Annotated in this window: 14 protein-coding genes; all 14 read left to right on the top strand. The window is 45.4% G+C overall.

Translation table 11 applies throughout. From position 1 onward, the window contains the following. The 14 genes from purN (at position 1) to AB5N96_RS09870 (ending at position 16,991) form a co-directional block, all read left to right on the top strand. Complete coding sequence (gene purN, locus AB5N96_RS09935; RefSeq protein ID WP_499705419.1) at positions 1-576, top strand: phosphoribosylglycinamide formyltransferase; 576 nt, start codon at positions 1-3, stop codon at positions 574-576. Continuing rightward, positions 573-2,105, top strand: a complete 1,533-nt coding sequence (purH, locus tag AB5N96_RS09930) for a bifunctional phosphoribosylaminoimidazolecarboxamide formyltransferase/IMP cyclohydrolase (RefSeq protein ID WP_392455877.1) — start codon at positions 573-575, stop codon at positions 2,103-2,105. Before purN ends, purH begins: the two co-directional genes overlap by 4 nt. Before the next feature lie 11 nt (positions 2,106-2,116). Beyond that, positions 2,117-3,370: a phosphoribosylamine--glycine ligase gene (gene purD, locus AB5N96_RS09925; RefSeq protein WP_499705418.1), complete on the top strand. Its 1,254-nt coding sequence runs from the start codon at positions 2,117-2,119 to the stop codon at positions 3,368-3,370. Positions 3,371-3,754: 384 nt separating this feature from the next. Next, positions 3,755-5,485, top strand: coding sequence for an adenine deaminase C-terminal domain-containing protein (locus AB5N96_RS09920; protein ID WP_499705417.1), 1,731 nt, complete (start codon positions 3,755-3,757; stop codon positions 5,483-5,485). Between the two features lie 12 nt (positions 5,486-5,497). After that, entirely contained in the window at positions 5,498-6,535 is a 1,038-nt protein-coding gene (locus tag AB5N96_RS09915) for a DUF3048 domain-containing protein (protein WP_499705416.1), read from the top strand. Positions 6,536-6,548: 13 nt separating this feature from the next. Further along, entirely contained in the window at positions 6,549-6,878 is a 330-nt protein-coding gene (locus AB5N96_RS09910) for a YerC/YecD family TrpR-related protein (protein ID WP_204591713.1), read from the top strand. Between the two features lie 119 nt (positions 6,879-6,997). Further along, positions 6,998-7,693: a heptaprenylglyceryl phosphate synthase gene (pcrB, locus tag AB5N96_RS09905; protein ID WP_204591711.1), complete on the top strand. Its 696-nt coding sequence runs from the start codon at positions 6,998-7,000 to the stop codon at positions 7,691-7,693. Next, positions 7,690-9,921, top strand: a complete 2,232-nt coding sequence (gene pcrA, locus AB5N96_RS09900) for a DNA helicase PcrA (RefSeq protein ID WP_499705415.1) — start codon at positions 7,690-7,692, stop codon at positions 9,919-9,921. Before pcrB ends, pcrA begins: the two co-directional genes overlap by 4 nt. An 11-nt stretch (positions 9,922-9,932) precedes the next feature. After that, complete coding sequence (ligA, locus tag AB5N96_RS09895; RefSeq protein ID WP_499705414.1) at positions 9,933-11,933, top strand: NAD-dependent DNA ligase LigA; 2,001 nt, start codon at positions 9,933-9,935, stop codon at positions 11,931-11,933. Positions 11,934-11,949: 16 nt separating this feature from the next. Next, the gene (locus tag AB5N96_RS09890) at positions 11,950-13,071 is read left to right on the top strand and encodes a CamS family sex pheromone protein (RefSeq protein ID WP_392455882.1); all 1,122 of its coding nucleotides are present in this window, start codon (positions 11,950-11,952) and stop codon (positions 13,069-13,071) included. A gap of 72 nt (positions 13,072-13,143) precedes the next feature. Continuing rightward, a complete protein-coding gene (gene gatC / locus AB5N96_RS09885) occupies positions 13,144-13,434 on the top strand; it encodes an Asp-tRNA(Asn)/Glu-tRNA(Gln) amidotransferase subunit GatC (RefSeq protein ID WP_204591704.1) in 291 nt (96 codons plus the stop codon). A gap of 15 nt (positions 13,435-13,449) precedes the next feature. Then, the gene (gatA, locus tag AB5N96_RS09880) at positions 13,450-14,919 is read left to right on the top strand and encodes an Asp-tRNA(Asn)/Glu-tRNA(Gln) amidotransferase subunit GatA (RefSeq protein ID WP_499705413.1); all 1,470 of its coding nucleotides are present in this window, start codon (positions 13,450-13,452) and stop codon (positions 14,917-14,919) included. Next, positions 14,919-16,349, top strand: a complete 1,431-nt coding sequence (gene gatB, locus AB5N96_RS09875; RefSeq protein ID WP_499705412.1) for an Asp-tRNA(Asn)/Glu-tRNA(Gln) amidotransferase subunit GatB — start codon at positions 14,919-14,921, stop codon at positions 16,347-16,349. Before gatA ends, gatB begins: the two co-directional genes overlap by 1 nt. A 78-nt stretch (positions 16,350-16,427) precedes the next feature. After that, a complete protein-coding gene (locus tag AB5N96_RS09870; protein ID WP_204591698.1) occupies positions 16,428-16,991 on the top strand; it encodes a thioredoxin family protein in 564 nt (187 codons plus the stop codon). Positions 16,992-17,051: the final 60 nt, after the last annotated feature.

Here is a 17,051-nt window from a genome sequence, read left to right as displayed (position 1 = left end):
ATGACCATTCGTTTTGCAATTTTTGCGTCGGGCAATGGCTCGAATGCAGAAGCGCTTTACCAAGCAACAAAAGAGGGTCATCTCCACGGCGAAGTCGTCGGTGTGTTCAGTGACAAAGAAGAGGCATTCGTCTTAGACCGTGCAGCAAAGTGGGGCGTTCCTACCGCGCAGTTGTCACCAAAAGCGTTTGCATCTAAAGTGGATTATGAACAAGCTGTTCTTGACCAGCTGCGCAGTTGGCAGGTAGACTTTTTAGTACTTGCCGGATACATGCGGTTAATTGGCCCAACTTTACTAAACGCGTTTCCGAATAAAATCGTCAATATCCATCCGTCTCTTCTTCCTGCGTTTCCTGGAAAAGACGCAATCGGTCAGGCACTTGCATATGGCGTACAGGTGACAGGTGTAACGGTCCATTTAGTCGATGCGGGTATGGATACAGGTCCGATTTTAGCCCAACGTGCGGTGAAAGTTCAGGCAACAGTAGAGCAGACAAAGGCATGCATTCATGCAGTAGAACATGAACTTTATAGAGAAGCACTAGACCAGCTATGGAATGAGGAGAGAATGAAATGAAACGAGCATTACTCAGTGTGTCCGACAAAGTGGGCATCGTAGACTTCGCACAACAATTAGTGGAACTTGGGTACGAATTGTTATCTACGGGAGGGACGAAAGCGGCTCTTCAAGAAGCAGGAATTCCCGTAACCGCTGTTGGCGACGTGACCGGTTTCCCGGAAATTTTAGAAGGGCGTGTCAAAACGCTGCACCCTAAAATTCATGGGGGATTGTTGTCAAAACACGATGATCCCGCTCACCTTGCACAACTAGAGGAGCATGCGATTCAGCCTATTCAAGTAGTTTGTGTGAATCTCTACCCGTTCCAATCGACGATTCAGCGTCCAGACGTAACACCAGAACTAGCAATTGAAAATATTGATATCGGCGGCCCGAGTATGCTTCGTGCGTCCGCAAAAAATCATCAGTATGTCACGGTCGTCACAGATCCTGCTGATTATGCAAGTGTACTAGATGAACTGCGCACGTCAGGTGAAACAAAACTTACGACGCGTCAACGACTTGCTGCAAAAGTGTTCCGCCACACAGCTGCATATGACGCTTGGATTGCGGCATATTTAAGCGACATGGCAGGCGACGAGTTCCCAGAGTCACTGACATTGACGTATGAAAAGAAACAAGATTTACGGTATGGGGAAAACCCACATCAGCTAGCTGCATTCTATCAAAATAAGATGGGTTCTGCTTTCTCCATTGCTGCAGCGACCCAAGTACACGGCAAAGAACTTTCGTACAACAACATCCAGGATGCAAACGCTGCGATTCAACTGGTGAAAGAATTCGATGGTCCTGCTGCAGTTGCAGTGAAGCATATGAATCCTTGTGGCGTTGGTGTTGGAAAGACGATTGCAGAAGCGTTCCAAAAAGCGTATGAGTCGGACGAAACAAGCATCTTCGGTGGCATCATTGCACTTAATCGCGAAGTCGATGCGGCAACTGCGAAAGTGCTTGGTGGGATTTTCTTAGAGATTATTATCGCTCCGTCATTCTCAGAACAAGCTTTAGCGATGTTGACGGCAAAGAAGAATATTCGTCTGTTAACAATTCCATTTGAAGATGGTTCACAAGAAGCGTTCAATGTCGTGTCAATTGAAGGCGGACTCCTCGTCCAGTCTCCAGACACTGCATCTCTTGCCCATGCAAACGTTGAAATCGTAACAGACCGCGCTCCAACAGATGAAGAGTGGGCAGCACTTGAACTTGGCTGGAATGTTGTCAAACACGTGAAATCAAATGCCATCGTTGTGTCAGATGCGCAAATGACACTTGGTGTCGGAGCGGGGCAGATGAACCGTGTCGGTGCAGCGAAAATTGCACTTGAACAAGCAGGAGACAAAGCACGCGGAGCAGCACTAGCATCAGATGCATTCTTCCCGATGTCCGACACAGTCGAGACTGCAGCAGCTGCTGGTATCACTGCAATTATTCAACCAGGCGGATCTGTCAAAGACCAAGATTCCATTGATAAAGCAAACGAGTTAGGCATTGCCATGGTCTTCACAGGAATTCGTCACTTCAAACACTAGGAGGAAATCGAATGAAAGTACTTGTGATTGGAAGTGGCGGTCGCGAACACGCTATCGTCCGTCAGTTTAAAACTTCACCCAGTGTAACCGAAGTCTTTGCCATTCCAGGAAACGATGGCATGAAAGACGAAGCAACGTGTATAGCCATCTCACAATTGGACTTTCCAGCAATTGCTGAAGTCGTTCGCCGTGAGAAAATCACGCTGACATTCGTCGGACCCGAACAACCGTTGTCTGAAGGAATCGTAGATTATTTTCATTCGGAAGGGTTGACGATCTTTGGACCAACGCAAGCAGCAGCTGAACTTGAAGGAAGTAAGGCGTATGCAAAAGATGTGATGGACCGCTATGCAATTCCGACTGCATTTTATGAAGTGTTTGAAGAGGTCGAGCCGGCTCTTGCCTATGTGAAAAAGCAGGGTGCGCCGATTGTCATCAAAGCAGATGGTCTCGCAGCAGGAAAAGGTGTCGTTGTGGCGATGACGGAAGAAGAGGCGGAACAAGCAGTTGTCTCAATGTTAGATGATCAGCGCTTTGGAGACGCGTCTTCTCGAATTGTCATCGAAGAGTTTTTGGAAGGGGAAGAATTTTCCCTTCTCGCATTCGTCCATGGTGGCCACATTATTCCGATGCCAATTGCACAAGATCACAAACGTGCGTATGACGGTGACAGAGGGCCAAACACTGGAGGAATGGGTGCGTATTGTCCAGTCCCTCATTTGCCAGAAGGTCTTGCCGAACAGGCGCTTGAAACAATTGTTCGCAAAACGGTTGATGCCATGGATGCAGAAGGTCGCTCGTTTACAGGCGTCTTATATGCGGGATTGATTGCGACGACTGAAGGACCAAAAGTGATTGAGTTCAACACACGTTTTGGCGACCCAGAAACACAAGTCGTGTTGCCGAAGCTTAAAACCGATTTTGGGAAGTTACTTGTTGATTTACTTGAGAGGCAAGCACCGACTGCAGAATGGGACGATTTACAGCATCTTGGTGTTGTCGTTGCAGCAGAAGGGTACCCGGATGAGCCGGTGAAGGGGCAATTGCTACCAGAGCTTCACAAGCTAAAGGACGTGCAGGTATTCCACGCCGGAACCACGCTGCAACAAGACCGTTTCCGTGGATCAGGTGGGCGACTGCTGTTGGTATCGGCTGCAGCTGAAACACCAGCCGAAGCAGCGAGCAAAGTCTACGCTGCACTCGACTTGGTCGACTGGCCATCTTGTTTTTACAGAAAGGATATTGGGTGGCGAACACTATCTTAGATGTGGAGCCGACTGGTCTATTTCTTCCCAGGGAAGATTTCAATAAGAAGTTAAGTCTTTTTATGAGAAACTCCCTGGGAAGGATTTCACAAGTTCTTTCTAGTAAGATCTTAGGTCGCTCGGGGTTTGTGCCCTGAGCGGCTTTCTTTGTGCCCTGCGAAGCTCGTTTTGTGACCCGAATAGAGCGTATTGTGCCCTCGACAACTCCGTTTGTGCCCTCAGTCATATTATGGAAACTATTCTAAAAACAAGTCCGCCTCCTTTTCCCCTCCTACTACCTCGAAAACCTTATCACCTGAAACAATTCTGTCACTTTCACGCTTCACTTTACTAAAGCGTTATGCTAAACTGGAAAAGAATTGTGTAAAGAGAGGGTGTTTCCATATGCAATACCCGATTTGGAAAATTGAAGAGATTCGTCATCAACTCGAAGTTGTGAATGGACAGGGTGGACCTGATAAATTGATCACAAATGCGACTTACCTCCACAGTCACCTTAAAACGTGGGTGGACGGCAACATCTGGATTGTCGGAGACCGCATCGTATACGCGGGTAAAGAACTTCCTGCCTCCACTGAAGAAACTGAAGTGATTGATGCAACAGGACTAAAAATTGTCCCTGGTTATATCGAAGCCCACAGTCATCCGTTCCAACTCTATAACCCGGAAACATTTAGTGACTATGCTGCACAAACCGGAACAACGATGTTGGTGTCGGACAACTTACCGTTGTTTTTGACAATGGAAAACAAGAAAGCGTTTTCATTTATGGACAGTTTACGCGAGTTGCCGTTTTCATTTTACTGGTGGGCACGTTTTGATTCCCAAACAGAACTCGAGCACGAAGAGGAATTGTTTACGACAAAAGCGATCACTGAATGGATTGAACGACCTGATGTCATCATGGGAGGAGAACTCACCGGATGGCCACGTCTGTTAAATGGCGACGATCAAATGCTGTACTGGATGCAAAAAGCAAAAGCAAGCGGAATGAAAATAGAAGGGCATTTCCCAGGTGCATCGGAGCGAACATTGACGAAGATGCGTCTGCTCGGAACAGATGGTGACCATGAGGCCATGACGATCGAGGAAGTCGAAAAACGTATTTTACACGGGTACGCGGTCACGCTTCGTCATTCTTCGATTCGTCCGGACTTGCCGAATTTGTTAAAGGAAATCGTCGATAAAGGTTGGAAGATTTTTGATCATCTCATGATGACAACAGATGGCAGTACACCAGGCTTCCATAAAGACGGCGTGATGGACAAATGTATTCAAGTCGCACTTGATGCAGGAGTAGATCCAGTAGATGCGTACTTGATGGCCACGTTCAACCCAGCGAAGTATTACAACTTGTCGAACCTTCACGGAGTCATTGCGACAGGTCGTTTGGCGTCGCTGAATTTCTTAACGGACGACCATTCGCCGACGCCGATCAGCGTCTTATCAAAAGGTGTTTGGATCAAACGAGATGGCGAACGCCAAGTGACGTTTAGTGGAACAGATTTTTCCATGTTCTCAAACGGACCACTTCAAGTGGAGCTTGCCGATACAGACTTCCAATTTTCGATGCCATTTGGACTTGAAATGGTCAATGACGTCATCATCAAACCCTATCGCGTACGTGTGGATACAACACATGACCGCTTGAAGGATGTTCATGATGAAAGTTTTCTAGTATTGATTGACCGGAATGGGAAATGGAAAGTCAATACGCTACTCAAAGGGTTCGCGACAACTCTGCAAGGATTTGCGTCATCGTATTCCAATATGGGCGATATACTATTGATCGGGAAAGACAAAAATGAAATGAAAAAAGCGTATGAAGCTATCAAAACCCAAGGCGGAGGTATCGCTGTCAGCCAAGACGGAAAAATCACAGCGAAAATTGATTTGCCGATTGGTGGCGGCCTCTCCACACATCCTGTTTCAGAACTTATAGAAATAGAGAAAGTTCTCAAGGATGAATTGGCTGCTCACGGGTTTTACCATGGAGATGCTATTTATACACTATTGTTCCTTCAGGCCACGCATTTACCATATGTCCGCGTGACACAACGAGGAATCGTCGATGTCTTAAAGAAGCAAGTCCTATTCCCGTCTGTCATGCGTTAAGGGGGAACTAAAATGAAAAAATGGGGAATTGTTGTAGTGTGTTCAGTGCTTATCCTGACAGGCTGCAAAGATAAAGAAGAGACAGCCACGGAAGAGCCGATTGTAAATGAAGTAGAAGAAAATGAACAAGAAGTACCCGAAACCTTAAACTTTATCACGCCACTATCTGGGGAACCCGTCTCTCAAAAAATGACGGCGCGACCAGTAGTCGTCACCATTAACAATCATCCACTTGCTCGGCCACAGTCGGGCCTTGCAGAAGCAGATGTCATTATTGAATTAATTGCAGAAAGCAACATCACGCGTTTTTTAGCCGTGTACGAAAGTGAAATGCCAGAACGAGTTGGACCGATCCGAAGTGCACGTGACTACTTCATTGATCTAGCCAATGGCTACAATGCGTTTTATGTGGCGCATGGCTACAGCCCGGACGCGAAAGCGATGCTCGACCGCGGTGACATCGACCATATCAATGGTATGATGTACGACGGAACTTATTTTCACCGTTCCTCGGACCGGAAAGCTCCACATAACTCGTACAGTACAGGTCCTGAAATTCTCGATGCTGCTGAACAAGTAGGTGCCTCGATGACACTTTCGGAATCTCAAATGCCAACCTATGTTTTTTCAAAGGAAGCAATGAGTGGAGAGACTGTCACAGACCTCACCATTAGCTATAGTGGGGACCAAAATTTTGTTACTAGCTATTCGTACGATACTACATCTGGTTTCTATACAAGGTCATCTGGAGGAATAGATACAACGGATGCGGAGTCAGGAGATGCCCTGCAACTCGCTAATGTTGTCATCGTAGAAGTTCCCCATCAAACAATCGATGCAGAAGGGCGTCAAGCACTAGACTTCGCAGCTGGTGGAAGAGCGTGGCTGTACCGAGATGGAACTGTACTTGAAGTAACTTGGCGCGAGGATTCTGGGATGCTCCGACTTTACAACGGAACGTCCGAAGTGGAGTTCGCACCAGGTCAAACATGGATGTCTTTGATTCCAACCGCTCGCGGTTTCGACCAAATGGTCACCTATTCAGAATAAAGGAAGTGATTCGATGCAAGTCGATAAAATTCGTGGTCATCAAACGGACCAATTGTTTAAAGCCGTACTCGAACTAAAGAATATCGAAGAGGCCTATGCCTTCTTTGATGACTTATGTACAATTAGCGAGATTCAATCCCTCGCACAACGCTTTGAAGTAGCCCACTTGCTACGCCTACAAAAAACGTATGAAACAATTAAAGATCAAACGGGTGCAAGTACAGCGACAATCTCTCGCGTGCGTCGCTGCTTTGATTACGGCAATGATACGTATGATGAAATGCTCGGAAGACTATATCCAGATGAGCCTTCCTTCAAGCCCACGACGAAAGGTCGTCGCTAACAGGTTTCCCCTTTAGGGAAGCCTGTTTTTTTGGTATACTGACACTACATAACTTACTAGACACGAAATCGACTCGTCCCGGGTCGATTTCAGTGTGTCTGATTGAAGAAGGTGCCTTAATGCTTACGGACTATAGAGAGTGGAAACATGTATGTAAACTTGACCCGGCGAAGCCATTATCTGATGACGATCTTGAACTCATTTGTGAATCTGGCACAGATGCCATCATTGTTGGTGGATCTGACAATGTTGAGCTAGATGATGTGCTTGAACTTCTGATGAAAATCCGCCGATTTGCGCTTCCCGTCTGCCTCGAACTGTCGACCCTCGAAATGATCACACCAGGTTTTGATTATTATTTTATCCCTTCCGTTTTAAACAGCCCGAACACTGCTTGGGTAAAAGACTTGCATCATCAAGCCCTTGTCGCGCATGGCGACTTCATGAACTGGGATGAAGTGTTTACAGAAGGCTATTGTGTATTGAACCCAGCTGCTAAAGTTGCGGAGTTGACAGAAGCGAATACAGCGCTGACTGAAGAAGAAGTTGTAGCCTACGCCCGACTTGCACAAAATTTGTTCCATCTGCCGATTTTTTATTTGGAATACAGTGGGACATATGGAAATCCAGAAGTCGTAAAAGCAAGTAAAGACGTTCTGACAACGACACGATTATTTTACGGTGGCGGAATCGAGACAACTGAACAAGCCCGAGAAATGGCCCAGTATGCAGACACAATTGTCGTCGGCAACAGTCTCTACACCGACTTAAAACAAGCACTCAAAACGGTAAAAGCCGTTAAGGAGGAACTATGAAGCGAATTGCAAACCAACTTTTAAGCGGCATGAATCCAAAACAGGAAGAAGCTGTTAAACATACAGAAGGACCACTCCTCATCATGGCAGGAGCAGGATCTGGGAAAACGCGCGTGTTGACGCACCGCATCGCCTACTTAATCGTAGAAAAACAAGTGTACCCGTCAAAGATTTTAGCGATTACTTTCACAAATAAAGCAGCCAAAGAAATGAAGCGGCGAATCGATGGTATTTTAGGCGAAGGATTTGGCGACCAGATGTGGGTCTCCACTTTCCACTCAATGTGCGTAAGAATCTTACGTCGGGATGCCGATCGCATTGGGTACTCAAAAAACTTTTCGATTCTTGATAGCACAGACCAAATCAGTGTCATCAAAGGAATTTTAAAGCAAGATAATATCGACCCGAAAAAGTATGAGCCACGCGCTTTGCTCGGCATCATCAGCAGTGCAAAGAATCAGCTGAAGACAGCGGATGACTTTTTAGCGGAAATGAATCCGATGAATCCGTACGAGAAAATTGCAGGACAGGTGTACAAGTCGTATGAGCGTCGTTTGAAAAAGAATCAGTCGATGGACTTTGATGATTTGATCATGCGCACGATTGATTTGTTTACACGTGTTCCGGAAGTGCTCGACTTTTATCAAAATAAATTTCACTACATCCATGTAGATGAATACCAAGATACAAATAAAGCGCAGTATCAACTGGTTGAGATGCTTGCTGAAAAATTCCATAACATTTGTGTTGTTGGAGACTCGGACCAATCGATCTATCGCTGGCGTGGGGCGGATATCGGAAATATCTTGTCATTTGAAAAAGATTATCCGAACGCAAAAGTGATTATGCTTGAGCAAAATTATCGTTCTACAAAGCGCATTTTACAGGCGGCCAATGAAATCATCGGGAACAATAAGAGCCGCTATCCAAAAATACTTCGAACTGATAATTCGGAGGGTGAAAAGGTTCAACTGTACCGTGCGTACAACGAACAAGAAGAAGCGCAGTTTGTAGTCGGTAAAATTCAACAACTGATGCAAGATGATGGGCTTCGCTACCAAGACTTTGCTGTTTTATACCGCACGAATGCGCAGTCTCGTGCAATGGAGGAGACATTAGTCAAATCCAATATGAACTACAAAATCGTCGGCGGAACCAAGTTCTATGACCGTAAAGAAATTAAAGATCTACTTGCTTACTTGCGACTTATCGCGAACAATGACGACGATATTTCACTAGCTCGTATTATCAATGAACCAAAGCGCAATATTGGCGCAACATCGTTTGAACGAATTGTTACGTATGCTTTGATGCACGATATGACGGTGCTTGAAGCACTTGAAAATGCTACGTTGATTCCTGGTATGACAGGACGGGCCTTAAAATCTGTTTCTGAATTCTTTACATTAATTGATCAATTGTCTGCTATGCAGGAGTATTTATCTGTCAGTGAAATCGTTCAAGAAGTTATTGACCGTACAGGATATAAAGAGATGCTCCAACGTGAAAACAGTATTGAGTCAGAAAGTCGACTAGAGAACATCGGAGAATTTGTGACGGTGACAAAAGCATTTGAAGAGCGTAGCGAAGACAAGACGCTCGTAGCTTTCTTGACGGACCTAGCTCTGATCTCTGATATCGATGCTTTGGATCAAGTGCCGAATGAAGACCAAGGTACTGTGACCTTGATGACGTTGCACGCTGCAAAAGGCCTTGAATTCCCAGTCGTATTTTTAATCGGGATGGAAGAAAATATCTTTCCACATAGCCGGTCAATCGGTGACGAAGAGGAGATGGAGGAAGAACGCCGTCTGGCTTACGTTGGCTTGACCCGCGCAGAACAGCGCCTTTATTTAAGTTGCGCCCAGACACGTATGATTTTCGGTCGGACGAGCATGAATCAACCATCTCGTTTTATCGGAGAGATTTCTGGAGATGTGATTGAACCAGTAGGCGGAGAGCGAGCAAGTCAAGTGCATCCGTCCGTTGCTGGCAATCGCTACATCAAACCACGAAAAGTTGCACCGAGTCATCCGGTTTATACAGAGTCAGGCGGGGACAAACTGACGTGGAACATCGGCGACAAAGCAGCCCACAAAAAGTGGGGAGTAGGAACGGTAGTCAGTGTTCGTGGAGAAGGCGAAAATCGCGAACTTGATATCGCATTCCCAAAACCAACGGGCATTAAGCGACTCTTAGCTAAATTTGCTCCAATCGAAAAACAGTAGGAGGCTCACTTATGGAACATGTTGAAGCGCGAATGAAAGAACTGCATGAGCTGTTGCATGATTACGGCCATGCCTATTATGTGTTAGATGAACCGCTCGTTTCCGATGCGATTTATGATCAATACATGCGCGAGTTGATGGAACTTGAAGAACAACATCCTTCTCTTATACTTCCGGATTCTCCTACGCAACGAGTTGGCGGCAAACCTTTAGAAGGATTTCAAAAAGTACGCCACCGCACACCGATGCTTAGTCTTTCAAACGCCTTTTCAGAACAAGACTTACGTGAGTTTGACCGACGCATCAAAGAACTTGTGGATAGCGACTACCGCTATGTATGTGAACTGAAAATTGATGGGCTGGCTGTCAGTTTGTTATATGAGGATGGAAAACTTGTACGCGGGGCAACGCGCGGAGACGGTACGACCGGAGAAGACATTACTGCTAATATCCGAACGATTCGTGCAGTGCCGCTTCGCTTGAAGGAATCTGTCACGCTAGAAGTGCGTGGTGAAGCGTACATGCCAAAAGCTTCTTTCCAAGCATTAAATGGACTGCGCCAAGAGCAAGAACTGGAACTGTTTGCGAACCCACGAAATGCAGCAGCGGGAAGCTTGCGTCAGCTTGACCCAAAAATTGCAGCGAGTCGCCAACTCTCTGTATTCATTTATGGGTTAGGAAACCCCGAAGAGTTAGGGATTCAATCACACTCTGAAGCACTTGATTACTTAAACAAACTGGGCTTCTCTATGAACCGTGAGACAAAAGTATGTGAAACAATTGAAGACGTTCAGGCGTTCATAGAAGAATGGACAGCAAAACGAAATGACTTGCCGTATGAAATCGACGGGATCGTCATCAAAGTCGACCGCTATGACCAACAAGAAGAACTAGGATTTACGGCGAAGAGCCCACGTTTTGCGACAGCCTATAAGTTTCCGGCTGAAGAAGTGGTCACGGAACTTTTGGATATTGAATGGACAGTCGGCCGAACGGGCGTTGTAACACCCACTGCTATTTTACAAGCTGTGCAAGTGGCAGGGACGACAGTTCGCCGAGCATCCCTTCATAACGTTGATTTGATTCAGCAAAAAGATGTCCGTATCGGAGATAAAGTGATTGTCTGCAAAGCGGGAGACATTATTCCAGAAGTAGTCGCAGTCCTTGAAAACGAACGAAAAGAATCCGCTGTGCCGTATGAAATGCCAACAAATTGTCCGGTGTGTGAGAGCGAATTAGTCCGCATCGAGGAGGAAGTGGCACTTCGTTGTGTGAACCCGGCCTGCCCTGCTCAAATCACAGAAGGCATTCGACACTTTGCTTCTCGCAATGCGATGAACATTGATGGCTTAGGGGAAAAAGTGGTCGAGCAACTGTTCCAAAACCAGTTGATTCACGACGTAGCGGACTTATATTCACTAACAGTAGAGCAACTAATTGAACTCGAACGCATGGGAACGAAATCTGCAGAGAATTTAGTGCGTGCAATTGCTGTGACAAAAGAAAATTCGCTTGAAAAAGTACTTTTCGGTCTTGGGATTCGTCATATTGGAGAAAAGGCAGCGCGTCTACTTGCTGAAGAATTTGGTGATATTGATCAACTGATGCTAGCAACACGCGAGCAATTGACTGCCGTTCATGAAATAGGGGATAAAATGGCGGACTCTTTGGTCACGTATTTTGAGCAACCTGAGTCTCAGCAACTAGTTACAAAATTAAAAGACGCAGGCCTGGTACTCCAGTATTTAGGTCGTAGAATTGACAAGGAAGCGCTAGCGGACAATCCTCTTTTCGGGAAGACCGTTGTCTTGACTGGAAAACTTGAGCAGATGGGCCGAAACGAGGCGAAAGAAAAGCTCCTTGAAAAAGGTGCAAAAGTTGCAGGCAGTGTCAGCAAAAAGACGGATCTTGTCATTGCTGGAGAAGATGCCGGTTCGAAGTTAGAGAAAGCCACGGAACTTGGGATTGAAGTTTGGACAGAGCAACAGATGATGGATGCCCTGGCAAACTAGGAAGGAAGAACAACACATGAAAAAACTACTTGGAGGACTGCTCGCGACAACGCTTGTACTTTCAGCATGTACGCCAAGCCAAGAAACTGAAGTCGTACAAGACCCAGCAGAATCGGAAGCACGGACGGTTGTACTTCCCTCTGTTCGTTTAGATGATAACTATTACTCTACGATCTTGCCGTACGCAGAGAGCAAAAGCCGTGGCTTGGTCGTGTCCAATATGGCTACAAAATATGACATCGTAGAAGTCGAAAAAGGACTCATGCGCTTGTCTCAAAATGAATTTCCGACTGACCGTTATTTCTTTCAAGAAGGCCAATACTTGGACCGTTCAACAATCAGTTCATGGTTAGCACGAAGCAATCAAACAGAGCAAGGGTTAAATCCAGATGACGAGGGGCTAGTAGGCCGTGAAAAGGCGGAGAAAGCACCTGTTTATTTGACACACATCGTAGAGCAGAACTATTTAGAACTTGATGAAAATACGATGAAGCTTGCAGGCATTTCCATTGGACTTGCTCTGAATTCCATCTACTACTACACCGAAGTGGATTATGGGCCAGTGTTTGAACAACAATTGACTGACGAGCAAATCACGGAAAATGGACGACGTATTGCGCAAGAAATTGTAAGTCGGATGCGCGCGATGCCGGGTCTCGAAAACATTCCGATTACAATCGGTCTGTTCAAACAAAATAGCCGGAACGCCATTGTTCCAGGTACGTATTTCAGTTACGGCGTTTCCTCAAGTGGGAATGAAATCGGAGACTGGACGTCACTCAATGAACGCTACGTAACGTTTCCTACTTCGGACTCTAGTGAACAGTTCCGAGATACAGATACGGCATTCCGTAATTTCAAACAAGATGTCGAGACGTACTTCCCGAATTACACGAGTGTCATTGGAACAGGGTTTTATAAAGATGATTTTCTACAAGAGTTGAAAATTGATATCCCGATTCAATTTTTCGGGAAAGCGGAAATCATCGGCTTCACACAATACATTTCAGGCCTGATCAATACGCATTTTGTGGCGGATCTTCCTGTTGAGATCAACATCACGTCAATAGAAGGCGAGCAGGCGCTAATCAAACGAGAAGCAAACCAGGAGACACCTTTCGTACATATCTACGAATAACGGTACTCTGTTCAAGTAAAGCGAAAAATGATATGATGGCTTGTATGATTGAATTTACTGGAGGTGTCCATAGTGGCAACAATCACAAAAGAAGAAGTGCGTCACGTCGCGCATTTGGCACGTTTGGCGATTACGGATGAGGAAGTTGAACACTTTACAGAACAACTGGCAAAGATTGTTCAATTTGCGGATAAATTAAATGAGTTGGATACGACGAATGTTGAACCTACAACACATGTCTTACCGCTTGAAAATGTACTTCGTGAGGATAAGTCAATTGCAGGGTTAGACCGTGAAGTCATGATGAAAAATGTGAAAGACCAAGAAGCAGGTCAAGTGAAAGTTCCTGCAATTATGGACTAGAGAGGCGGACTGAAATTGGCTTATTTTACACATACAGCAAAAGAGCTGCAACAAAAACTTGCAGCAAAAGAAGTTTCTGTTCGTCAAGTAACAGAACATGCTTTTGAACAAATTGAAGCAGTGGACGCAGAGGTTCAGGCGTTCCTTGTATTAAATAAAGAAAACGCACTGAAGCAAGCAGATGAACTGGAAACAACGCCGTTTGAAGAGCGTGGGCCACTGTTTGGTTTGCCTATCGGTGTGAAAGACAACATCGTGACTGAAGGAATCGAAACAACAGCTTCTAGTAAAATTCTAGAAGGTTTCAATCCAATCTACGATGCGACTGTAGTACGCAAACTTCGTGAAGCGGGTATGATCACCGTTGGGAAAATCAACATGGATGAATTCGCTATGGGTTCATCGAATGAAAACTCAGCATACAAGAAAACGAAAAACCCTTGGAATTTAGCACATGTTCCGGGTGGTTCATCGGGTGGTTCTGCAGCTGCAGTAGCAGCAGGCGAAGTACCATTTGCATTAGGATCTGATACAGGTGGTTCAATCCGTCAACCGGCAGCATTCTGTGGGGTTGTTGGAATGAAACCAACGTACGGTCGCGTGTCTCGTTTTGGATTGATTGCGTTTGCGTCTTCTTTAGACCAAATCGGACCCATCACACGTACTGTTGAAGACAATGCTCTACTTCTTGAAGCGATTTCTGGTGTGGACGAAATGGACTCAACATCTGCAAACGTTGAGGTTCCAAAATTCTCAGAAGCAATCGGCAAATCGATCAAAGGATTACGCATCGGCGTGCCTAAAGAATATATGGGCGAAGGTGTCAGTGAAGAAGTACGCGCATCTGTCTTAGAAGCCTTGAAAGTGCTAGAAGCGCAAGGAGCGGTTTGGGAAGAAGTATCACTTCCTCACTCTGAGTATGCGTTAGCGACTTACTATCTATTGTCTTCATCTGAAGCATCCTCAAACTTAGCGCGTTTTGACGGCATCCGTTACGGCTACCGTGCAGAAGAAGCGAAGAACTTGTTAGAGCTTTATAAAATGACGCGTGCACAAGGATTTGGTGATGAAGTGAAGCGTCGTATTATGTTAGGTACGTATTCACTAAGTGCCGGTTCGTATGATGCATACTACTTGAAAGCACAAAAAGTCCGCACATTGATTAAGCAAGACTTCGAAAACGTATTTGAAAACTACGACGTCATTGTAGGACCTACGACACCAACACCTGCGTTTAAAGTAGGCGAAAATGTCGACGATCCATTAACAATGTATGCAAATGATATTTTAACAATCCCTGTCAACCTTGCAGGCGTCCCTGGAATCTCGATTCCTTGTGGCTTTGCTACAGACGGGTTACCACTCGGTCTTCAAATCATCGGAAAGCATTTCGATGAAGCGACAATTTATCAAGTGGCATCTGCCTACGAGTCGGCAACTGAGTTTCACAAACAGACTCCGGCTTTATGGGAGGTAAAGGCATAATGAACTTTGAAACAATTATCGGACTTGAAGTCCACGTAGAATTGAAAACTGAATCGAAAATGTTTTCTCCTTCTCCAGCGCACTTTGGAGCAGAACCAAACACAAATACACACGTGATCGACCTTGGGTATCCAGGTGTTCTTCCAGTCGTTAACAAAACGGCTGTTGAATGGGGAATGCGTGCTGCAATGGCACTGAACATGGATATTGCACCTGTCACAAAATTTGATCGTAAAAACTACTTCTACCCAGACAATCCAAAAGCGTATCAAATCTCGCAATTTGATAAGCCAATTGGTGAAAACGGCTGGATTGAAATTGAAGTAGATGGCAAAACAAAGCGTATCGGGATCACTCGTCTTCACTTAGAAGAAGATGCTGGGAAACTGTCGCATACAGACAAAGGCTATTCGCTTGTTGACTTCAACCGCCAAGGAACGCCTCTTGTTGAAATCGTATCGGAACCAGACATTCGCACACCAGAAGAAGCATACGCCTATTTAGAGAAACTGAAATCAATCATTCAGTTCACTGGTGTTTCGGACTGTAAGATGGAAGAAGGATCTCTTCGTTGTGACGCGAACATCTCACTTCGTCCCTACGGGCAAGAAAAGTTTGGAACAAAAGCAGAACTGAAGAACTTGAACTCCTTTAGCTACGTGAAAAAAGGTCTTGAGCACGAGCAGATTCGCCAAGCGGAAGTGTTGAAAAATGGAGGGGAAATCCTTCAAGAGACGCGTCGTTATGATGAGTCTACTGGTAAGACGATTTTAATGCGTGTGAAAGAAGGCGCGGATGACTACCGCTACTTCCCAGAGCCAGATCTTGTGAAAATTGTGATTGACGATGCTTGGATGGACCGTGTTCGTTCCGAATTACCGGAACTTCCGGATGCTCGCCAAGCGCGTTATGTGAACGAACTTGGCTTGACAGAATACGATGCGCGCGTAATGACATTGACAAAGGAAATGTCCGATTTCTTTGAAGAAACGATTTCACTAGGAGCAGACACGAAACTATCAACGAACTGGTTGATGGGGGATGTATCAGCCTACTTGAATGCGGAGCAAAAAGAATTGAAAGACACGAAACTTACACCACAAGGTCTTGCAGGTATGGTGAAGTTGATCGAAGATGGAACAATCAGTTCAAAAATCGCCAAAAAAGTATTCAAAGAGATGGTGGAAAACGGTGGACCTGCAGATGAAATCGTCAAAGCAAAAGGCTTAGTACAGATTTCAGATGAAGGTGCACTGCGTGACATCGTGACTCAAACATTGGATGCAAATCCACAGTCGATTGAAGACTTCAAGAACGGGAAAGACCGTGCAATTGGGTTCTTAGTCGGTCAAATTATGAAAGCAACAAAAGGTCAAGCAAACCCGCCGATGGTCAACAAATTACTAAACGAAGAAATTCAAAAACGCTAACAAACTGGCTCGCCCTGACTTGGGGCGAGCCTTCTTTTGGGAATTCATGCTATGCTAGTGTCAAGGAGGGGTTTTTTGATGAAAACAGAACAACAGTATTTTGAAGAAGGCCGTCCACTTGCAGTCTATATGGACGAAATGACAACAAAAAAAGAGCAATCCTTTCACGTCTACGAAAGCTTCACAGTTCCTGCGGACGATGAGTTTATCACACGTTTGTCTGAATCCAATGTCCACATTTTAGGAATCACCGAGGACTGGTGCGGAGATGCGATGATGAACAATGCTATTTTGCGTAAAATTACTGAAGCAGCAGGAGTCGAGGTACGTGTCGTGCTACGTGATGCGGATACAGAATTAATTGATCGCTATCTCACAAATGGGGGCCGCTCGATTCCAAAATATCTTTTACTAGATGCACAAGGACAAGTGATCGCCACATGGGGGCCTCGTGCAGATTTAGTGCAAGAGTACGTGATGGGTGAAAAAGCAAAACTTCCAGAAGCCGGTAGCGAAGGCTTTGAAGAGGCGCAGCGTGCCATTTTTGAAGAATTGACTACACAATTAGAGACAAACAAAGACTTTCATTTGGCAACATATAGCAGCATCCGCGAAGCATGGTTCACAAAATTGCCTTCATAAGGAACCTGCTAAAGTATTATACTGTCTATAGCAGAGAGAGTTGTGAAGAAAGAAGGTTCT

It is taken from the genome of Chryseomicrobium imtechense (genome assembly GCF_041475995.1).
Taxonomy (GTDB): Bacteria; Bacillota; Bacilli; order Bacillales_A; family Planococcaceae; genus Chryseomicrobium; species Chryseomicrobium aureum.
This window is presented reverse-complemented; position numbering and strand designations above follow the sequence as displayed.